20 protein-coding genes are annotated in these 18,620 nt (G+C 66.3%); 18 read left to right on the forward strand and 2 right to left on the reverse strand.

Features of this window, described 5'->3' with window-relative positions; translation table 11 throughout:
* The first annotated feature begins 59 nt into the window (after positions 1-59).
* The 7 genes from mftA (at position 60) to mftG (ending at position 6,594) form a co-directional block, all read left to right on the forward strand.
* On the forward strand, positions 60-173 hold the full coding sequence (mftA, locus tag AB4Z42_RS03320) for a mycofactocin precursor MftA (RefSeq protein WP_442007675.1): 114 nt from the start codon (positions 60-62) through the stop codon (positions 171-173).
* Positions 158-475 (forward strand): mycofactocin biosynthesis chaperone MftB, encoded by a 318-nt coding sequence (gene mftB / locus AB4Z42_RS03325; protein ID WP_442007676.1) that lies wholly within the window; start codon positions 158-160, stop codon positions 473-475. Before mftA ends, mftB begins: the two co-directional genes overlap by 16 nt.
* Positions 472-1,671, forward strand: coding sequence for a mycofactocin radical SAM maturase (gene mftC, locus AB4Z42_RS03330; protein ID WP_442007677.1), 1,200 nt, complete (start codon positions 472-474; stop codon positions 1,669-1,671). Before mftB ends, mftC begins: the two co-directional genes overlap by 4 nt.
* A gap of 2 nt (positions 1,672-1,673) precedes the next feature.
* Positions 1,674-2,867 carry a pre-mycofactocin synthase MftD gene (gene mftD / locus AB4Z42_RS03335; RefSeq protein ID WP_442007678.1) on the forward strand — a complete coding sequence of 398 codons (1,194 nt, stop codon included), beginning with the start codon at positions 1,674-1,676 and terminating at the stop codon, positions 2,865-2,867.
* A 135-nt stretch (positions 2,868-3,002) separates the two neighbouring features.
* Positions 3,003-3,746, forward strand: coding sequence for a mycofactocin biosynthesis peptidyl-dipeptidase MftE (mftE, locus tag AB4Z42_RS03340; RefSeq protein WP_442007679.1), 744 nt, complete (start codon positions 3,003-3,005; stop codon positions 3,744-3,746).
* Positions 3,743-5,155 carry a mycofactocin biosynthesis glycosyltransferase MftF gene (mftF, locus tag AB4Z42_RS03345; RefSeq protein WP_442007680.1) on the forward strand — a complete coding sequence of 471 codons (1,413 nt, stop codon included), beginning with the start codon at positions 3,743-3,745 and terminating at the stop codon, positions 5,153-5,155. The genes mftE and mftF overlap by 4 nt, the downstream gene beginning before the upstream one ends.
* Positions 5,156-5,163: 8 nt before the next feature.
* Positions 5,164-6,594 carry a mycofactocin dehydrogenase MftG gene (gene mftG, locus AB4Z42_RS03350; protein WP_442007681.1) on the forward strand — a complete coding sequence of 477 codons (1,431 nt, stop codon included), beginning with the start codon at positions 5,164-5,166 and terminating at the stop codon, positions 6,592-6,594.
* On the opposite strand, the gene AB4Z42_RS03355 is transcribed toward mftG, so the two are convergent.
* Complete coding sequence (locus AB4Z42_RS03355; RefSeq protein ID WP_442007682.1) at positions 6,493-8,175, reverse strand: MFS transporter; 1,683 nt, start codon at positions 8,173-8,175, stop codon at positions 6,493-6,495. The two genes, mftG and AB4Z42_RS03355, sit on opposite strands and share 102 nt — an antisense overlap.
* Positions 8,176-8,268: 93 nt before the next feature.
* On the opposite strand from AB4Z42_RS03355, the gene AB4Z42_RS03360 reads away from it, so the two are divergent.
* Complete coding sequence (locus tag AB4Z42_RS03360) at positions 8,269-8,940, forward strand: TetR/AcrR family transcriptional regulator (RefSeq protein ID WP_442007683.1); 672 nt, start codon at positions 8,269-8,271, stop codon at positions 8,938-8,940.
* Here AB4Z42_RS03360 and AB4Z42_RS03365 read toward each other — a convergent pair.
* Positions 8,929-10,182 (reverse strand): cytochrome P450, encoded by a 1,254-nt coding sequence (locus AB4Z42_RS03365; RefSeq protein WP_442007684.1) that lies wholly within the window; start codon positions 10,180-10,182, stop codon positions 8,929-8,931. The genes AB4Z42_RS03360 and AB4Z42_RS03365 overlap by 12 nt on opposite strands.
* Positions 10,183-10,304: 122 nt before the next feature.
* On the opposite strand from AB4Z42_RS03365, the gene AB4Z42_RS03370 reads away from it, so the two are divergent.
* The 10 genes from AB4Z42_RS03370 to rpsC all read left to right on the forward strand — a co-directional run bounded on the left by AB4Z42_RS03370 (position 10,305) and on the right by rpsC (position 18,618).
* On the forward strand, positions 10,305-11,879 hold the full coding sequence (locus tag AB4Z42_RS03370) for a carboxylesterase/lipase family protein (RefSeq protein ID WP_442008105.1): 1,575 nt from the start codon (positions 10,305-10,307) through the stop codon (positions 11,877-11,879).
* A gap of 91 nt (positions 11,880-11,970) precedes the next feature.
* Positions 11,971-13,338 (forward strand): WS/DGAT/MGAT family O-acyltransferase, encoded by a 1,368-nt coding sequence (locus AB4Z42_RS03375; protein ID WP_442008106.1) that lies wholly within the window; start codon positions 11,971-11,973, stop codon positions 13,336-13,338.
* A gap of 647 nt (positions 13,339-13,985) precedes the next feature.
* Complete coding sequence (gene rpsJ, locus AB4Z42_RS03380; protein ID WP_003883485.1) at positions 13,986-14,291, forward strand: 30S ribosomal protein S10; 306 nt, start codon at positions 13,986-13,988, stop codon at positions 14,289-14,291.
* Positions 14,292-14,318: 27 nt separating this feature from the next.
* Positions 14,319-14,972: a 50S ribosomal protein L3 gene (gene rplC, locus AB4Z42_RS03385; RefSeq protein WP_442007685.1), complete on the forward strand. Its 654-nt coding sequence runs from the start codon at positions 14,319-14,321 to the stop codon at positions 14,970-14,972.
* Positions 14,972-15,649, forward strand: a complete 678-nt coding sequence (gene rplD / locus AB4Z42_RS03390) for a 50S ribosomal protein L4 (protein WP_442007686.1) — start codon at positions 14,972-14,974, stop codon at positions 15,647-15,649. The genes rplC and rplD overlap by 1 nt, the downstream gene beginning before the upstream one ends.
* The gene (gene rplW / locus AB4Z42_RS03395) at positions 15,649-15,951 is read left to right on the forward strand and encodes a 50S ribosomal protein L23 (protein WP_442007687.1); all 303 of its coding nucleotides are present in this window, start codon (positions 15,649-15,651) and stop codon (positions 15,949-15,951) included. The genes rplD and rplW overlap by 1 nt, the downstream gene beginning before the upstream one ends.
* A 32-nt stretch (positions 15,952-15,983) precedes the next feature.
* Positions 15,984-16,823, forward strand: a complete 840-nt coding sequence (gene rplB, locus AB4Z42_RS03400) for a 50S ribosomal protein L2 (RefSeq protein ID WP_442007688.1) — start codon at positions 15,984-15,986, stop codon at positions 16,821-16,823.
* 12 nt (positions 16,824-16,835) lie between these two features.
* Entirely contained in the window at positions 16,836-17,117 is a 282-nt protein-coding gene (gene rpsS, locus AB4Z42_RS03405) for a 30S ribosomal protein S19 (RefSeq protein WP_010908582.1), read from the forward strand.
* The gene (rplV, locus tag AB4Z42_RS03410; protein ID WP_442007689.1) at positions 17,117-17,752 is read left to right on the forward strand and encodes a 50S ribosomal protein L22; all 636 of its coding nucleotides are present in this window, start codon (positions 17,117-17,119) and stop codon (positions 17,750-17,752) included. Before rpsS ends, rplV begins: the two co-directional genes overlap by 1 nt.
* Positions 17,752-18,618, forward strand: coding sequence for a 30S ribosomal protein S3 (rpsC, locus tag AB4Z42_RS03415; RefSeq protein ID WP_442007690.1), 867 nt, complete (start codon positions 17,752-17,754; stop codon positions 18,616-18,618). The genes rplV and rpsC overlap by 1 nt, the downstream gene beginning before the upstream one ends.
* Positions 18,619-18,620 lie beyond the last annotated feature (2 nt).

Genomic DNA, 18,620 nt, shown 5'->3' on the forward strand with positions numbered 1-18,620 from the left:
CATATTATTGCGATCTCGATCACAGTTGTCGAGACCACTGTCAAGGAAAGGTGCGGGTTATGGAGCCGAATCAGACAGCAGAGGCCGCTCCGGCGGCGACTTCAGACAATGAGCTCGTCACCGAGATCCTGGTCGAAGAAGTGTCGATCGACGGGATGTGCGGGGTCTACTGACCGTGACCGCGTCAAGGGCTGAGACCGGGGACGACACGGAGTTCGACCCCGGGCTTAGTTGGCGGCTCCACCCCCAGGTGGCCGTGCGGCCCGAGTCGTTCGGTGCGCTGCTCTATCACTTCGGCACGCGCAAGCTGTCATTTCTGAAGAACCGGACGATCGTCGAGGTGGTCAACTCGCTGGCCGACCACCCCGACGTCCGGTCCGCCTGCCGAGCCGCCGGCGTCGAGGACGCGCAGCAGGCCCCCTACCTTCACGCACTACGCGTGCTCGCCCAATCGAAAATGCTGGTGCCGCAATGACATCTACACAACCCGTTCCCCGGCTCATCGAGCAGTTCGAGCACGGACTGGATGCGCCCATCTGCCTGACGTGGGAGCTCACGTACGCGTGCAACCTGGCGTGCGTGCACTGCCTGTCCTCATCGGGCAAGCGCGACCCGCGCGAGCTGAGCACCCAGCAGTGCAAGGACATCATCGACGAACTCGAGCGCATGCAGGTGTTCTACGTCAACATCGGCGGCGGGGAACCGACTGTGCGGTCGGACTTCTGGGAGCTCGTCGACTACGCCACCGCCCACCACGTCGGGGTCAAGTTCTCGACCAACGGCGTGCGCATCAACCGCGAGGTGGCGGCGCGATTGGCCGCGAGCGACTACGTCGACGTCCAGATCTCGCTGGACGGTGCGACGGCAGAAGTCAACGATGCCGTCCGCGGGGCCGGGTCGTTCGCGATGGCGATCAGGGCGCTGGAGAATCTCGCCGACGCGGGCTTCAAGGACGCCAAGATCTCTGTTGTCGTGACGCGCGAGAATGTCGACCAGCTCGACGACTTCGCCGCCCTGGCCGAACGTTACGGCGCCACCTTGCGGATCACCCGCCTCCGCCCATCGGGTCGCGGCGCCGACGTGTGGGATGAATTACATCCGACCGCCGAACAGCAAGTGCAGCTGTACGACTGGTTGGTCGCCAGAGGCGACGGCGTCCTCACCGGTGACTCGTTCTTCCACCTGTCCGGGCTGGGCGAGCCGGGTGCGCTGGCCGGTCTGAATCTGTGCGGAGCGGGCCGCGTGGTCTGCCTGATCGACCCGGTCGGCGACGTGTATGCGTGCCCGTTCGCCATCCACGACCGCTTTCTTGCGGGAAACATCCTGACCGACAACGGTTTTGACAACGTCTGGAAGAACGCGCCGTTGTTCCGCGAGCTGCGTGAACCTCAGTCCGCCGGAGCGTGCGGGAGCTGCGGGCACTACGACAGCTGCCGCGGCGGATGCATGGCGGCCAAGTTCTTCACCGGGCTGCCGATGGACGGTCCGGACCCCGAATGCGTCGAGGGCTACGGCGCACCGGCGCTGTCGCGCGAACGCGTCAAGCCCAAGTCCAGTGTCGACCACTCGCGCTGGGGGGACCGCCCGCGCGGAGCGCAGGGGGATGGGCCGGTCATGCTGAAGCTTCTGACAAAGCCCCCGGCGCGGCTGTGCAACGAAAGTCCGGTGTAGTCATGGCACGAGATACCTGGTTCGAAACCGTCGCCTTCGCCCAGCAGTTGGCGAAGAAGCGGCTTCCCAAGTCGGCGTACTCGGCACTGCTCGGCGCCAGCGAAAGAGGCGTCACCATCGCCGACAACGTCGACGCCTTCGCCGAGCTCGGGTTCGCACCACACGTCATCGGTGCGACCGAGAAGCGTGATCTCGCGACAACCGTTATGGGACAGGATATTTCCTTGCCCGTCGTCATCTCACCGACCGGCGTGCAGGCAGTGCACCCCGAAGGGGAGACCGCGGTCGCACGGGCCGCCGCCGCGCGTGGCACCGCGATGGGTCTGTCGTCGTTCGCCAGCAAGCCGATCGAAGAGGTCATCGAGGCGAACCCGAAGCTCTTCTTCCAGGTGTACTGGCTCGGCGGCCGGGATGCGATCGCGGCCCGCGTCGAACGGGCACGCGAAGCCGGCGCAGTCGGTCTGATCGTGACGACTGACTGGAGCTTCTCGCACGGCCGGGACTGGGGCAGCCCGAAGATCCCCGAGCAGATGGATCTGCGGACCGCCGTGCGGATGATGCCCGAGGGTCTGACGAGGCCGAGGTGGCTGTTGCAGTGGGCCAAGACCATGAGCCCGCCGAGCCTGCGGGTGCCCAACCAGGGCGCCCGCGGCGAGGAGGGGCCTCCGTTCTTCGCGGCGTACGGCGAGTGGATGGGCACCCCGCCGCCGACGTGGGAGGACATCGCCTGGCTGCGAGAGCTGTGGGGTGGTCCGTTCATGCTCAAGGGCGTGATGCGCGTCGATGACGCCAAACGTGCAGTGGACGCGGGTGTTTCGGCGATTTCGGTGTCGAATCACGGCGGTAACAACCTCGACGGCACACCGGCGTCGATCCGGGCATTGCCCGCCATCGCCGCCGCTGTCGGCGACGACATAGAGGTGCTGCTCGACGGCGGCATTCGGCGCGGCAGCGACGTGGTGAAGGCCGTCGCCCTCGGCGCACGCGCGGTGATGATCGGCCGGGCCTATCTCTGGGGCCTGGCCGCCAACGGTCAGGCAGGCGTCGAGAACGTGCTCGACGTCCTCCGGGGCGGTATCGACTCGGCGCTGATGGGCCTCGGTCACTCGTCGGTCCACGACCTGTGCGCCGACGACGTGTTGGTCCCCGACGGCTTCGCCCGGGTGCTGGGCGTGCCCCGTAATCCGACCGTCTGACCGCAGCCGGCGGCCCTCGCGCAAAGCTACTGGTACAGGCGGGGCTCAGGGGACTGACGTGAATCGCTGATTGTCCCGCGCGAAAATTTCTGGAAATCAATTGCTGCGCATGCGCCAACAATTGGCGCACACCAGGTGAATTCGGCCTACCATCGGCGGGTGCCCTATGGAAGCGAGCTCGCGAACGCTACGTCGCGGCAGCTGCAGAGCACGTCATCAGCATTGATCATTCCCGTCGGTTCCACCGAGCAGCATGGGCCTCACCTGCCGCTGGACACCGACACGCGCATCGCGGTCGCCGTCTCCCACGCCGTCGCCGACCAGCTCGCGACCGGGGATGAATCGAAATGGTTGGTCGCTCCCGCCATCGGATACGGGGCCAGCGGCGAGCACGAGGAGTTCAGCGGCACCGTCTCGATCGGTACATCCGCCCTGCGTCTGTTGCTGGTGGAGTTCGGGCGGTCGGCGGCACGCTGGGCGTCGCGCCTTTTCTTCGTCAACGGTCATGGCGGCAACGTGGAGGCGCTGGCCGCGGCCGTGGCCCTGCTTCGGTACGAGGGCCGCGACGTGGGCTGGTGCTCCTGCAGTGCCGCAGGCGCGGACGCTCACGCGGGCCATACCGAAACCTCTGTATTGCTACATATTTCGCCGAATGACGTGTGGATTGACGAGCGGGTTCCCGGCAACAGGGCCCCGCTGGGGGAACTGATGCCTGCAATGCGCCAAGGCGGCATCGCCGCGGTCAGTGAAGTGGGTATTCTCGGTGACCCCACCACTGCGACCGCGGAGGAGGGCGCACGCATCTTCGCGGAGATGGTGGGCGGATGTTTGCGGCGCGTCACCCGGTGGACGCCTGACCGGGACGGGATGCTGACATGACCGGACCACGGCTACCCGACGGGTTCGCCGTCCAGGTGGATCGCCGGGTGAAGGTTCTCGGCGAGGGCTCGGCGTTACTGGGCGGGTCGCCGACTCGGCTGCTTCGACTGGCGCCGGCGGCGCAGACCATGCTGACCGGCGGACGGCTCGAGGTCCACGACGCGGTCAGTGCACAGTTGGCACGCACCCTTCTCGACGCGACGGTCGCGCATCCCCGGCCCGCGACCGGACCGTCGCATCGTGATGTCACGGTCGTTATTCCGGTGCGGGACAATGCAGCTGGACTACGCAGACTGGTGGCAGCTCTTCGCGGTATGCAGATCATCGTTGTCGACGACGGGTCGGCCACCCCGGTCCAGCAAGCGGACTTCGCGCAGATGTACAGCGATGTCCAGATCCTGCGGCACGACCGCAGCAAGGGCCCCGCCGCCGCCCGCAACACCGGCATCGGCGCCTGCCACACCGACTACATCGCGTTCCTGGACTCCGACGTGGTGCCGCGGCGCGGGTGGCTGGAGGCGCTGCTCGGCCACTTCTGCGATCCGGCCGTGGCGCTGGTCGCGCCGCGCATCATCGGCCTGCGCGAGCCGGAGAACCTGGTGGCGCGCTACGAGGCCGTGAGATCCTCCCTGGACCTCGGGCTGCGGGAAGCGCCTGTGATTCCCTACGGGACCGTCTCCTATGTCCCCAGTGCGGCGATCATCTGCCGCACCACCGTGCTCAAGGAGCTCGGCGGCTTCGACGAGACGCTCAAGTCCGGCGAAGACGTCGATCTGTGCTGGCGGCTGATCGAGGCAGGTGCCCGGCTGCGGTACGAGCCCGTCGCTCTCGTCGCACACGATCACCGTACGCAGATGCGAGAGTGGCTCGCGCGCAAGTCTTTCTACGGAGAATCCGCCGCACCGTTGTCGGTCCGGCATCCCGGCAAGACGGCACCGCTGGTCATCTCCGGATGGACGCTCGTCGCCTGGATGCTGATGGCGATGGGTTCGGGCATCGGCTACCTGGCGTCGATGGTGGTAGCCGCGGTCACCGGGAGGCGCATCGCGCGGTCCCTGTCGACCGTCGAGACCGAGCCGAAGGAAGTGGCCGTGGTGGCCGCCCACGGACTGTGGTCCGCCGCGCTGCAGCTTGCGTCGGCCATCTGCAGGCACTACTGGCCCATCGCCTTCGTCGCCGCACTCCTGTCGCGACGATGCCGCCAAGTGGTGCTCGTGGCGGCCATCGTCGACGGGGTGGTCGACTGGATCACCCGCAACGGCAACGGGGACGACGACACGAAACCCGTCGGCCTGCTCACCTACATCCTGCTGAAACGGCTCGACGACATCGCCTACGGCGTGGGACTCTGGACCGGCGTCGTGCGTGAGCGGCATGTCGGCGCGCTCAAACCCCAGATTCGGACCTGAAGCCGGCCTTGCACAGCGATGTGCTGATCATCGGTGCCGGCAGCGCCGGATCTGTATTAGCGGAACGCCTTTCGGCTGACTCGAGCTGCCGGGTCACCGTAGTCGAAGCCGGGCCCGGCCCATCCGATCCGTCGGTGCTGACCCAGATCAGTGACGGCCTGCGGTTGCCGATCGGCACCGCCAGCTCGGTGGTCCGGCGCTACCCGACGCTGCTGACCGACGACCCCGAACGGCACGCACAGATCATGAGGGGAGCGGTGGTCGGCGGATCCGGCGCGGTCAACGGCGGATATTTCTGCCGCGGACTGCCGACGGACTTCGACGGTTGGGGCGTGCCGGGATGGGCCTGGACCGACGTGCTCCCGCACTTCCTGGCGATCGAGACCGATACCGATTTCGACGGTCCGCTGCACGGCGGAGCCGGTCCGATCCAGGTTCAGCGCGTCGACGAATTCGACGGTTGCACAGCTACTTTCGTCAACGCCGCGATGGAGGCAGGGTATCAGTGGGTCGATGACCTCAACGGATCGACGCCGGATGCGCCACTGCCGTCGGGAGTGGGTGCGGTACCGCTGAATATCAACGGCGGTACCCGAGTCGGACCGGGTGGGGCCTTCCTGAAGCCGGCGATGGATCGCGCGGGCCTCACGGTGCTGACCGACACCCGTGTCCGGCGAATCAGGATCGCCGGTAGCCGTGCGGTCGGCGTCGAGTGCGTCGGACCGGCGGGTCCGACCGACCTGACGGCTGACCGAATCGTGTTGTCGGCAGGTGCGATTGGATCCGCACACCTGTTGATGCTTTCCGGAATCGGCCCGCATGATGCGCTGAGGGGAGTGGGAGTACCCGTCGAGGTCGATCTACCGGTCGGTACAGCATCGTCGGACCACCCTGAGTGGGTGCTGCCGGTGGACTGGACCGAGACTCACGGCCTGCCTCCTCTGGAAGCCGTCCTCACCACCGACGGCGGCCTCGAAATCAGGCCGTACACCGCAGGTTTCGGTGCGATGGTGAGCGGGCGCCGCGATGACCCTGCCGACCACCCGCACATCGGCGTCGCGCTGATGCGGCCGAAGTCACGTGGCAGCGTCCGGTTGGTTTCCGCCGATCCGGATATCCTTCCGGTCATCGCGCATCGGTACGATAGTGAGCCCACAGACGTCGCGGCGTTGCGCGCCGGTGCGAGCCTCGCGCTCGAATTAGCCGGTGCGCAAGCGAAATCCGCGACGACCTCGTGGTCGACGTCGCAACATCTGTGCGGTACCGCACCGATGGGGCGGGAGGGCGACGAGGGGGCAGTGGTCGACGAACAATGCCGGGTACGCGGTATCGACGCGCTATGGGTTGTCGACGGCGCGGTGCTTCCCGCCATCACCAGCCGCGGCCCGCACGCCACGATCGTCATGCTCGGCCACCGGGCCGCCGGATTCATCGTCTGAGGTCGACCACCGCGCGTTGAGCCGCCGCGCGAAGCGCGACTGTCGCCCGTCGCGGCCGGGGGCCCAGATCGCGACGAAGGCAGCCGCGACGACCAGCACGATGGACAGCACAAGCAGCGCGAGGCTCATCGAGTCGACGAACGCCGACGTGGCGAGGTCCGCCAAACGTGCGCCCTGCGGGCCCATCTGGTCGGCGATGGCGAGTGCATTGGCAAGGGATTCCAGCGCACCGGTGCGGATCTGGTCGGGAAACTCCGCCAGCGCAGGCGAAAGCGCTGCGCCGTACTGCGCTGCCAACACCGAACCGGCGACCGCGATACCGACAGCGGCCCCCACTTCGCGCGTGGTGTCGTTGACCGCCGACGCGACGCCCTGCTTCTCGGTCGGAACGGCGTTCATGATCGCGGAAGTGGTCGGCGCGACGCACAGGCCGATCCCGGCACTCGTGATCAGCATCGGCCAGACGATGTCGATGTAGGACGCCCCGGCGTCGAGGTAGCGCATGAAGAAGAGGCCGGCCCCGATGAGAAACAGGCCGAGGGCGACCGCGATTCGCAACCCGACCTTCGGCAGGTAGAGATGCATCGTCGCGCCGAGAATCATGATCGGCACCGCGAGCGGCGCAAGCGCGAATGCGGTCTGCAGCGGGCTGTAGTCGAGAACCAGTTGCAGGTACTGCATCTCGACGAAGAAGAACCCGAAGTTGCCGAGGAACAGGATGGTGATGCCGATCGACCCGGTGGCGAAGTCGGGCCTGCCGAACAACCGGACATCCAGGAGGGGATGACGGCGCCGCAGTTCCACCGCGGCGAACGCCGCGGCAAGTCCGACACCCGCTGTCATACAACCCCACACCACCGGATGCGTCCAGCCGCGTACCGGCGCTTCGACGACACCGAACACGAAGACGGCTACCGCCGAGCCGATCAGCACTGCGCCGATGCCATCGATCGGCGTCGAGGTCTCGTCGCGCGATGAGCGAATCGTGAACGTACAGAGGATCAAGGCGACGGCCGCTGCCGCGAATGCGTAGAAGATCGACTGCCAGGAGAAGAACTGCAGAAGCAAACCCGTGCCCATGAAGCCGACGATGGCGCCCGAACTCGCGACTCCTGCCCAGATCCCGACGGCCTTGTTGCGCTCACTCTTCGGGAACGCAGCGGTCAACAGCGACAGCGTCGCAGGCATGATGAATGCCGCTCCGACACCGGCGAGTACGCGAGCAAGAATGATCTGGACCGGACTGGCGAAGAACACCGGAGCGATCGATGCCACGCCGAAGATCGCCAACCCGGCCACAAGAGCGCCCCTCCTGCCGTACCGGTCGCCGATGGCGCCGGCGGGCAGAAGCAGGCAGGCCAGCACGAGGGTGTATCCGTCCACGATCCAGGTCAGTTGCGTCTGCGTGGCGGCGGTCTCCACGGCGATATCGGGGAGAGCGGCGTTGAGGGCGACCATCGACGAGATGACCAGGAGCACGTCGAGTCCGGCGACCGTGAGCAACCAGATGCGGCCGAACCTTGAAAGGTTTGCCAGGTTTGCGTCGATAGTCTGGTTGTACCGGTCGAGGGTGTGGACCATTGGTCGCGCTCCCTTCAGCGGAGATAGTTTTGAGACTAGCAGTCTCGTAGCAAGACCAACAGTCTTGTTCCCATCGAGGAGGTGGCGTAAACAATGGCCGTCGCCGACCCTGGCGAGGGCCCGGGAAGGACGGACCCGCGGCCCGCGCGATCGCGGGCCCGCTTGCTCGAGGCCGCGACCGCGCTGCTGCGTGCCGGCGGTCCGAGCGCCGTGACGATCGACGCCGTGACGCGAAGCGCCAACGTGGCCCGGGCCACGCTTTATCGCCACTTTGCCAGCGTCAACGATCTGCTGGGCGCCGCCTTCGTGAGTCTGCTGCAGCCCGCACCGATGCCGCCTGCGGAAGGCGCCCTGCGGGATCAGCTGATCGCGGTGGTGGAGGGCTGGACCGCGGCCATCGCCGAGGTGCCCGCCATGCTCACGGCACTGACGTGGCTGGCCTCGGGGCCCGATGCCGGAGATTATTCCGATGTGCGCCAAGCGGATTCGGACAGCGCAGGCCCGTTGCGTGCGCGCATCATCACGCTCTACTCCGTGCCCTTCGACGCCATTTTTGACAGCCCGCAGGCGGCGGCCGAAATCGAGGTTCCCGACCGCATGCAGGCGATCGCGCTGCTGATCGGTCCGTTGGTTCTCGGAAGACTCAGCACGGTCGCCGATTTCGACTACCGCACCTGTGCCGAGGCCGCCGTCGACGGCTTCCTGGCCACGCACGCCAAGAAGTTGGGCCCACGCAAAGGCGGGGAAGCGCCGTCAGCGCAGTGAGTACCGGATCGGCAGGTGCTTGAGTCCGCCGACGAAGGTCGTCGCCGCCAGTTCCGGCTCGCCGGCGAGTTCGATCGACTCCAGTCGCGGGATCAGCTCGGAGTACAGGCTGGTCATCTCCATCCGCGCCAGCGCGGCTCCGAGGCAGAAATGCACACCGTAGCCGAAGGCGACGTGTTTGTTGGGGTCGCGGCTGACGTCGAATCGGAACGGCTCGGTGAAGACTTCTTCGTCACGATTGCCGGAAACATAAGCCAGGTAAACGGATTCGCCCTTGGCGATCGGCACGCCACGAACCTCGGTGTCCTCGGCTGCCGTGCGCATGAACTCCTTGACCGGCGTCGTCCACCGGATCATCTCCTCGACCGCCGTGCCCATCAGCGCCGGGTCCTTGCGCAGGCGATCCAGCTCGCCGGGGTTTTCGATGAGCGCGAGCAGTCCGCCTGAGATGGCGTCCTTGGTGGTGTCGTGACCCGCGCTGGCCACGATCACGTAGTAGGACGCGGTGTCGACCTCCGACAGCGGTTCACCGTCGACGCGGCCATTGGCGATGGCCGATGCCAGGTCGTCGGTGGGATGCTCGCGACGCGACGCGGTCAGCTGGCCGAAGTAGGTGAAGAAGTCGACCAGAATCGCCAGTTGCTCTTCGGGCGTCTGGCCGCGTTGGTTGTACTCCTCGTCGTCACCGCCGAACAGCTCCTGGGTGAGCTGGTGCATGCGAGGGAAATCCTCCTCGGGCAAGCCGAGCAGCGACATGATCACGTAAAGCGGAAAGTTGACCGCGATGTCGGTGACGAAGTCGCATTCCGGCCCGATGTCGCGCATCCGGTCGACGTAGCGCTTGGCCAGCGCATCGACACTGACCTTGAGATCGCGCATGGCCTTGGGGCGGAACCAATCCGCGCCGATGGCGCGCACCTTGCGGTGGTGCGGATCGTCCATGTGGATCAGTGTCCGCAATCCCATGCCGGCTTCCAGCTGCTGCTTGCCCAGGTCGTCGGCCGCGGCGGTCGCGAGCAGCGGCCGGGGCTCGGACAGGAACAGGTTGTTGTCCCGTTCGATGGCCATGATGTCGGCGTGCTTGGTGATCGCCCAGAACGGCCGGTACGGCGGATTGTCGACCCACGCCACGGGGTTGGTCGCCCGCAGTTGGGTCAGCGCCGCGTGCAGCCGTGCGTCGTCGGCATAGGCCGTCGGGTCTGCCAGCACTTTCGCGGCGTCATCCATCGTCGGCGTGCTCATACGGGCTCCTTCACGTCCGGGGCTGTCGAAACTTGACGGGTGTCAAGTTGCGAGTGTATGTGACGGAGGCCACGCAGGGGAAGGGAACGCCCTCAGTACTCTCGGGAGTCGTGTCGTCCGCCATGTCCCGAAGCCGAGGCCGCGTCGCCGTCGCGTTGCTCGGCGCCCTGGCGGTGCTGTTGGCCGGGTGCGGGCGCGGAGAGACCGCCACCATCGACGTGCCCGACGATCCTGGTGTGGTGCGCACCGACGCGGGCGCGGTGCGCGGGATGGTGGCCGCAGATCATCGCTTTTTCGCCGGAATCCCCTATGCCGCACCGCCGGTCGGAGCATTGAGGTGGCAGCCGCCGGCGCCGGTGGCCAAATGGGACGGGTTTCGCGATGCGACCCGCCCCGGCCCTCGATGCACTCAGGACGTCGGCAATGACGCCGACCAGAGCGAAACCAGCGAAGACTGCCTGACGCTCAACGTGTGGACGCCGCCGCCGTCGGGCAAGCAGCGGCCGGTCATGGTGTGGATTCACGGGGGCAGCTTCATCAACGGCAGCGGCGATATCTACAACGCGCGCCTGATGGCGAGCCGCGGTGACATGGTCGTCGTCACGATCAACTACCGCCTGGGTGCGCTGGGCTTTCTCGCGCACCCGGCGCTCGGGCCCGCGGGCGATGTGGGCAACTACGGTCTGGCCGACCAGCAGGCCGCGCTGCGGTGGGTTCGCGACAACATCGACGCATTCGGCGGCGACGCGGGCAAGGTGACGATCGCGGGGGAGTCGGCCGGCGGAATGTCGGTGTGCAATCACCTCGTCGCTCCCGATTCGCAGGGACTGTTCAGCGCGGCGATCATCCAAAGTGGCCCCTGCGCTGCGCAATACGACTTGGCGGCCGCCGAGAAAGCGAGTGAGGACTATGCGGCGGAGGTCGGATGCGGCGATCCCGCCACGGCGGCGGCGTGTCTTCGTGCCCTTCCACGCGAGAGGCTGCAGCGGCCGGTGCTCTACGGCCGAATAGGGAGCGAACAGTTGAGCGGGCCCGTGACGGGAACCAAGACGTTGCCGATCGATCCCATGACCGGGGCGGCGCAGGGACAGGCGGCCAAGGTGCCGGTGATGATCGGTACGACGGCCGACGAGTTCAACGTCTTCACCGCGATGCAATTCGTTCGCGGACGTCCTGTCGATGCCGCCCACTATCCGGAGCTACTCGGTCAGGCGTTCGGCCCGAACGCGCCGGACGTCGCGAAGCAATATCCGCCCGAGCATTTCGGCGGAAGTGTGCCGCTCGCATATTCGGCCGCGGTCACCGACGGTGCCTTCGCCTGCGTGGCGGACCGTCTCGCGGACTCGTTGTCCGCGGCGCAGCCCGTGTACTCCTCCGAGTTCGACGATCCCGATGCGCCGGCACCCGAACCACTGCGCGCCGCGCCGTTCCCCGTCGGGGCGGGACACTCGCTCGAGCTGCGGTATCTGTTCGACGTGGGCGGGGCACCCGCGCTGAATCCAGCTCAGGCGCGGCTGTCCAACGAGATGATCGATTACTGGATTGGATTCATCTCGACGGGCTCGCCGGGTTCGGGCTGGCCGTCGCTCAACGACCATGCGGGCGAACGAATATCGTTGCGGCCGGATGGAAATCGCGTCATCACCGACTTCGCCCAGGCGCATAAATGCCCGTTCTGGGCTGGCTTGAAAGGCTGAGCTTCCCGCCTCGCCCCGGTGACGAATCAGGACTAGCATCACCGGCGGGGGACGTGCGCAGGTGGCTGGCCGAGGGGGAATCGTGACGGGTTTGGACCGGGTCAGCGGATATGACGCATTCTTCCTCGAACTGGAGTCGGCGACCCAGCCGGTGAATGTGTGCTGTCTGCTCGAACTGGACACCTCGAGCATGCCGGCGGGCTACAGCTATCACCGGCTCGTCGACGCGCTTGATGCGCGAGTCGGTGCCGCTCCCGACTTTCGCCTCAAACTTGCTGACAGCCAACTAAATCCGGCGAACCCGGTCTGGGTCGAAGACCAAGATTTCCGACTCGACCGCCACGTTCACCGAATCGGTCTGCCGCGGCCGGGTGGTCGATCCGAGTTGGCTGAGATCTGCGGTCACATCGCGGCACTGCCGCTGGACCGTTCACGTCCGCTGTGGGAGATGTGGGTGATCGAAGGGCCGGATGACGTCGACTCCGTCGCGGTGATGATGAAGTCTCATCACGCGGCGGTCGACGGTGTCGGTGGCGCCGATCTGCTGATGCAGCTGTGCGATCTCGATACGGGTGTGCCGGTGGCCGAGCATGTGAACGGACCGGCTGCCACCGGGCGACTCGAGATGGCCGCGGCGGGAATCGCGGACGTGATCCGCCGGCCTTGGCGGCTGGTGACGGTCATTCCCGACACCACACGCACCGTGATTCACACAGTGCAGCGCGCGGCCAGTGGCGAAGCCATGGCACCGCCGTTCGCGGCGCCCTCCACAGTTTTCAACGCACCATTCACCAACAGGCGAAACGTCGCTTTCACCCAGGTCGACCTTGCGGACGTCAAGAAGGTGAAGGAGGCATTCGGGATCACCATCAACGACGTCGTGCTCGCGATGACATCAGGTGCTCTGCGGCAATTTCTGCTCGACAAGGACGAACTGCCCGAGCAGCCGCTGGTCGCGACGGTTCCGATGTCGACGCGGGACAAGTCGGACCGCCCCGGGCGCAATCACACGATGTGGATGTTCTGCCGGCTGGCCACCGACATCGAGGACGTCGCTGAACGGCTCGAGACCATCTGCGGCAACATCTCGCACGCTAAAGGCCACGGCGGCGATATGGCGCCCACACTCATCCAAGACTGGACCGAATTTCTCGGTAGGTCGGTGCTGAACGCGGTCGTTCGGTTGGCTCGCAACATTCCCCTGCCTGACCGACCGATCCACAATCTGGTGCTGTCGAACGTCCCGGGACCGCAGCAGCAGGTCTACTTCCTCGGCTGTGCCATCACGGCCCAGTATCCGTTTGGGCCCATCGTGATCGGCGCGGGGCTGAACGTCACCGTGATGTCGCTGAACGGCCGGCTGGGAATCGGCGTGATCTCGTGTCCCGACCTCGTCTCCGACGTCTGGGACCTCGCCGACGCATTTCCCGTGGCGTTGGCCGAACTACTCCAGCTCTAGTTCCGCCGCTGGCACCACCAGAGCTCGTCGGAAGGCTGAGTCTTTGGATGACCTCCGGGCATGGGCGAGTTGGCTTGATACCTCTGGTGTTGCGCGATCGGAGATCCGGAAAGTAGCCGGGGACCTGGGAACAATGTTCGACTTCGTCGATCCTGACGGAATCCAGATAGAGTTCGCCCACTTCGGCACCTGACCTCGGCCCCAATTTTCACGCCGGGGCTCCATCCGCATCACGTGCGATACGTCGTGGTCGGGGCAGCCATGCCGGGCTACCTTACTCGGGAGTAAGGTAGCGGAGGCGACGGACCAGCCGGCCGACCGGGTTTCCCGTGGCCAGGGATTTGGAGCAGGCCCAGATCTGAGGCATACTGTTCGGGTTGCCTCGAGCCGGGACGGCGCCCATTTTCGGGACTGCCTGGCAGGGGGCATACGACCTGCGCCCTCACGGGCGCGTCCGGTCCCAACCTCGATCGCGACGGATTTCCGACGCGGGCGAGCGTGCGCTAGGGCGACACACCCGAGCGCGGGGGTCGGTGAACCACAGACAGGTAAACAGCGGCGGCATAGCTGCGCGACCGGATTGTTCTCGGCGTGTGGCAACAGACCAGGCCCGAGTATGGGCCCGTTAGTAGTGAGGTAGGAGAAGCGTGGCGGGACAGAAGATCCGCATCAGGCTGAAGGCCTACGACCACGAGGCGATCGATGCCTCGGCGCGCAAGATCGTCGAGACGGTCACACGGACGGGCGCCAGCGTGGTCGGCCCGGTGCCGCTGCCGACCGAGAAGAACGTGTATTGCGTCATTCGGTCCCCGCACAAGTACAAGGACTCGCGGGAGCACTTCGAGATGCGTACTCACAAGCGGCTGATCGACATCCTCGACCCCACGCCGAAGACCGTTGACGCCCTGATGCGCATCGATCTGCCGGCCAGCGTCGACGTCAACATCCAATAGTCATCGCAGTAGGAGATCCCAAGAGAAATGGCTAGAAAGAGCATTCTGGGCACCAAGCTGGGCATGACGCAGGTGTTCGACGAGAACAACAAGGTCGTGCCGGTGACGGTCGTCAAGGCCGGGCCCAATGTCGTCACGATGATCCGCACGCCGGAACGTGACGGCTACAGCGCAGTGCAACTCGCTTACGGCGAGATCAGTCCGCGCAAGGTCAACAAGCCTGTGACGGGCCAGTATTCGGCTGCCGGCGTTAACCCGCGCCGTCACATCGCCGAGTTCCGACTCGACGACGAGGCCGCTGCCGCGGAGTACGAGCTTGGTCAGGAACTGACCGCGGAGATCTTTGCCGACGGCGCGTATGTCGACGTGACGGGGACCTCGAAGGGCAAGGGCTTCGCAGGCACGATGAAGCGTCACGGCTTCAAGGGCCAGGGCGCCAGCCACGGTGCCCAAGCAGTGCACCGCCGCCCGGGTTCCATCGGCGGCTGCGCCACCCCCGGCCGTGTGTTCAAGGGCACGCGCATGTCGGGCCGGATGGGCAGCGACCGCGTGACGACGCAGAACCTGTTGGTGCACAAGGTCGATGCCGAGAACGGCGTGCTGTTGATCAAGGGCGCCATCCCCGGCCGCAACGGCGGACTGGTGACGGTGCGCAGCGCAATCAAGCGAGGCGAGAAGTAATGGCCGAGAAGACTTTGAAGATTGACGTTCATACCCCTGCGGGTAAGAAGGACGGCTCTGTCGAGCTGCCCGCCGAGCTGTTCGACGCCGAGGCCAACATCGCGCTGATGCACCAGGTCGTCGAGGCGCAGTTGGCGGCCAAGCGTCAGGGCACGCATTCGACGAAGACGCGCGGCGAGGTGCGCGGCGGTGGCAAGAAGCCGTACCGCCAGAAGGGCACCGGCCGCGCCCGTCAGGGTTCAACGCGTGCACCGCAGTTCGCCGGTGGTGGCGTCGTACACGGTCCTCAGCCGCGCGACTACAGCCAGCGGACCCCGAAGAAGATGATCGCCGCCGCTCTGCGCGGGGCACTCTCGGATCGGGCCCGCAACGGCCGTATTCACGCAGTGACCGAGCTCGTCGAGGGTCAGGACCCGTCGACCAAGAGCGCCAAGACGTTCCTGGCGACGCTTCTCACCGAGAACACGGCCGAGAACACCAAAGTGCTGATCGTGATCGGCCGCACCGACGAGACGGGCGCCAAGAGCGTGCGCAATCTGCCCGGCGTGCATGTGCTTTCGCCGGACCAGTTGAACACCTACGACGTGCTCAAGGCCGACGACGTGGTGTTCAGCGTCGAGGCGCTGGATGCCTACATCTCAGCTCACACGAACAAGGACGAGGAGGTGTCGGCCTGATGGCGACCGTCACTGATCCGCGCGACATCATCTTGGCCCCGGTCATCTCCGAGAAGTCCTACGGGCTCATCGAGGAGAACGTGTACACGTTCGTCGTGCACCCCGACTCGAACAAGACACAGATCAAGATCGCGATCGAGAAGATCTTCAAGGTGAAGGTCGACTCGGTCAACACGCTCAACCGGCAGGGCAAGCGCAAGCGCACCCGTGCCGGCTACGGCAAGCGCAAGGACACCAAGCGCGCCATCGTCACGTTGGCCGCGGACAGCAAGCCGATCGACCTGTTCGGAGCACCGGCCTAGCCGGGGCGGATAGCAGAGAGACTTAGAGAAGCATGGGAATTCGCAAGTACAAGCCGACGACCCCGGGTCGTCGCGGTGCCAGCGTCTCCGATTTCGCCGAGATCACTCGCGACCATCCGGAGAAGTCGCTGGTTCGCCCGCTGCACGGCAAGGGCGGCCGCAACGCGCACGGTCGTATCACCACGCGTCACAAGGGTGGCGGTCACAAGCGGGCCTACCGCGTGATCGACTTCCGTCGTAACGACAAGGACGGCGTCAACGCCAAGGTCGCGCACATCGAGTACGACCCGAACCGCACCGCCAACATCGCACTGCTGCACTTCCTGGACGGCGAGAAGCGCTACATCCTTGCGCCGCAGGGACTTCAGCAGGGCCACGTCGTGGAGTCCGGCGCCAACGCCGACATCAAGCCGGGTAACAACCTGCCGCTGCGCAACATCCCGTCCGGCACGCTGATCCACGCGGTGGAACTGCGACCCGGCGGCGGCGCCAAGCTGGCACGTTCGGCGGGCGCCAGCATCCAGCTGCTTGGTAAGGAAGGCACGTACGCCTCGCTGCGTATGCCCTCCGGCGAGATTCGCCGCATCGACGTGCGCTGCCGCGCCACCGTCGGCGAGGTGGGCAACGCCGAGCAGGCCAACATCAACTGGGGTAAGGCCGGCCGCATGCGGTGGAAGGGCAAGCGCCCCACCGTCCGTGGTGTCGTCATGAACCCGGTCGACCACCCACATGGTGGCGGCGAGGGCAAGACCTCCGGCGGCCGTCACCCGGTCAGCCCGTGGGGTAAGCCCGAGGGCCGAACCCGCAAGCCCAACAAGCCGAGCGACAAGCTCATCGTCCGCCGCCGGCGCACCGGCAAGAATAAGCGCTAGGAGTAGCCAGCGATGCCACGCAGCCTGAAGAAGGGCCCGTTCGTCGACGACCATCTACTCAAGAAGGTCGACGTCCAGAACGAGAAGAACACCAAGCAGGTCATCAAGACCTGGTCGCGCCGATCGACGATCATCCCTGACTTCATCGGGCATACCTTCGCGGTGCACGACGGCCGCAAGCACGTCCCGGTGTTCGTCACCGAGGCGATGGTCGGGCACAAGCTCGGCGAGTTCGCACCGACCCGCACGTTCAAGGGTCACATCAAGGACGACCGGAAGGCTAAGCGCCGGTAATGACTACGACGACTGAATATCCGTCCGCGACGGCTGTCGCACGCTTCGTGCGCATCTCGCCGACCAAAGCCCGCCGGGTCATCGACCTGGTGCGCGGAAAGTCGGTGACCGAGGCGCTCGACATCCTGCGCTGGGCGCCCCAAGACGCCAGCGAGCCGGTCGCCAAGGTGATCGCCAGCGCCGCGGCCAACGCGCAGAACAACGAGGGGCTCGATCCGTCGACCCTCGTCGTCGCCACCGTGTACGCCGACGGCGGACCGACCGCCAAGCGCATCCGGCCGCGCGCGCAGGGCCGCGCCTTCCGGATTCGCAAGCGCACCAGTCACATCACCGTGATTGTCGAAAGCAGGCCAAGCCGTGAGGGTGGGCGCGGTGGCCCGTCCGCACCGTCGGCCAGTGCCGCACGTTCGCGCCGCGCGCAGGGCAGCAAGGCTGCCGCGGCGAAGAAGGTACCGGCCACCAAGGCGGCAGCGGAAACAGCCGAGACAGTGACTGTGGAAACGGGGCCTGCGAAGAAGGCTTCTGGAGCCGCCCCGGCGGCGACATCAGGTACCGCGAAGAAGGCTCCGGCCAAGAAGGCCGCACCCAAAAAGACTGCAGAAGCTTCTGACGAAGCGAAGGAGGGCTCGGAGTAGTGGGCCAGAAAATCAATCCCCACGGCTTCCGGCTCGGTATCACCACCGACTGGAAGTCCCGGTGGTACGCCGACAAGCAGTACAAGGACTACGTCAAGGAAGACGTGGCGATCCGTCGTCTGCTTGCCACCGGTCTCGAGCGCGCCGGCATCGCCGACGTGGAGATCGAGCGCACCCGCGACCGGGTCCGTGTCGACATCCACACTGCGCGTCCCGGCATCGTGATCGGCAGGCGCGGCACCGAGGCCGACCGCATCCGGGCCGACCTGGAGAAGCTGACCGGCAAGCAGGTTCAGCTGAACATCCTCGAGGTCAAGAACCCCGAGTCCCAGGCTCAGCTGGTGGCCCAGGGCGTTGCCGAGCAGTTGAGCAACCGTGTCGCGTTCCGTCGCGCCATGCGCAAGGCCATCCAGTCCGCGATGCGCCAGCCCAACGTCAAGGGCATCCGGGTGCAGTGCTCGGGCCGCCTCGGTGGCGCCGAGATGAGCCGCTCGGAGTTCTACCGCGAGGGTCGGGTGCCGTTGCACACGCTGCGCGCCGACATCGACTACGGCCTGTACGAGGCCAAGACGACCTTCGGCCGCATCGGTGTGAAGGTCTGGATCTACAAGGGCGACATCGTCGGTGGTAAGCGTGAGCTGACCGCCGCCGCCGCCCCCGCCGGTGCAGATCGTCCGCGCCGTGAGCGTCCGTCGGGCACCCGCCCGCGTCGCAGCGGCGCGTCGGGCACCACCGCCACGAGCACCGAAGCAGGCCGCGCTGCCACTGAGGAAGCCCCGGCAGTTGCCGAGGCTTCAAGTTCGGCAACCGACACCTCGGCTGCTGCCGGTGAGACAGCCACCACGGAAACCCCATCGGAGAGCTGAAC

The organism is Mycobacterium sp. 2YAF39 (genome assembly GCF_052114565.1).
Classification (GTDB): domain Bacteria; phylum Actinomycetota; class Actinomycetes; order Mycobacteriales; family Mycobacteriaceae; genus Mycobacterium.

Coding starts and splice junctions, on each gene's coding strand:
- rplW (WP_442007687.1), top strand. CDS start 15,649: ATGGCGACCGTCACTGATCCGCGCGACATCATCTTGGCCCCGGTCATC.
- rplD (WP_442007686.1), top strand. CDS start 14,972: ATGGCCGAGAAGACTTTGAAGATTGACGTTCATACCCCTGCGGGTAAG.
- mftF (WP_442007680.1), top strand. CDS start 3,743: ATGACCGGACCACGGCTACCCGACGGGTTCGCCGTCCAGGTGGATCGC.
- mftC (WP_442007677.1), top strand. CDS start 472: ATGACATCTACACAACCCGTTCCCCGGCTCATCGAGCAGTTCGAGCAC.
- AB4Z42_RS03365 (WP_442007684.1), bottom strand. CDS start 10,182: ATGAGCACGCCGACGATGGATGACGCCGCGAAAGTGCTGGCAGACCCG.
- AB4Z42_RS03360 (WP_442007683.1), top strand. CDS start 8,269: ATGGCCGTCGCCGACCCTGGCGAGGGCCCGGGAAGGACGGACCCGCGG.
- mftD (WP_442007678.1), top strand. CDS start 1,674: ATGGCACGAGATACCTGGTTCGAAACCGTCGCCTTCGCCCAGCAGTTG.
- rplB (WP_442007688.1), top strand. CDS start 15,984: ATGGGAATTCGCAAGTACAAGCCGACGACCCCGGGTCGTCGCGGTGCC.
- rplC (WP_442007685.1), top strand. CDS start 14,319: ATGGCTAGAAAGAGCATTCTGGGCACCAAGCTGGGCATGACGCAGGTG.
- AB4Z42_RS03355 (WP_442007682.1), bottom strand. CDS start 8,175: ATGGTCCACACCCTCGACCGGTACAACCAGACTATCGACGCAAACCTG.
- mftA (WP_442007675.1), top strand. CDS start 60: ATGGAGCCGAATCAGACAGCAGAGGCCGCTCCGGCGGCGACTTCAGAC.
- rplV (WP_442007689.1), top strand. CDS start 17,117: ATGACTACGACGACTGAATATCCGTCCGCGACGGCTGTCGCACGCTTC.
- AB4Z42_RS03370 (WP_442008105.1), top strand. CDS start 10,305: ATGTCCCGAAGCCGAGGCCGCGTCGCCGTCGCGTTGCTCGGCGCCCTG.
- rpsS (WP_010908582.1), top strand. CDS start 16,836: ATGCCACGCAGCCTGAAGAAGGGCCCGTTCGTCGACGACCATCTACTC.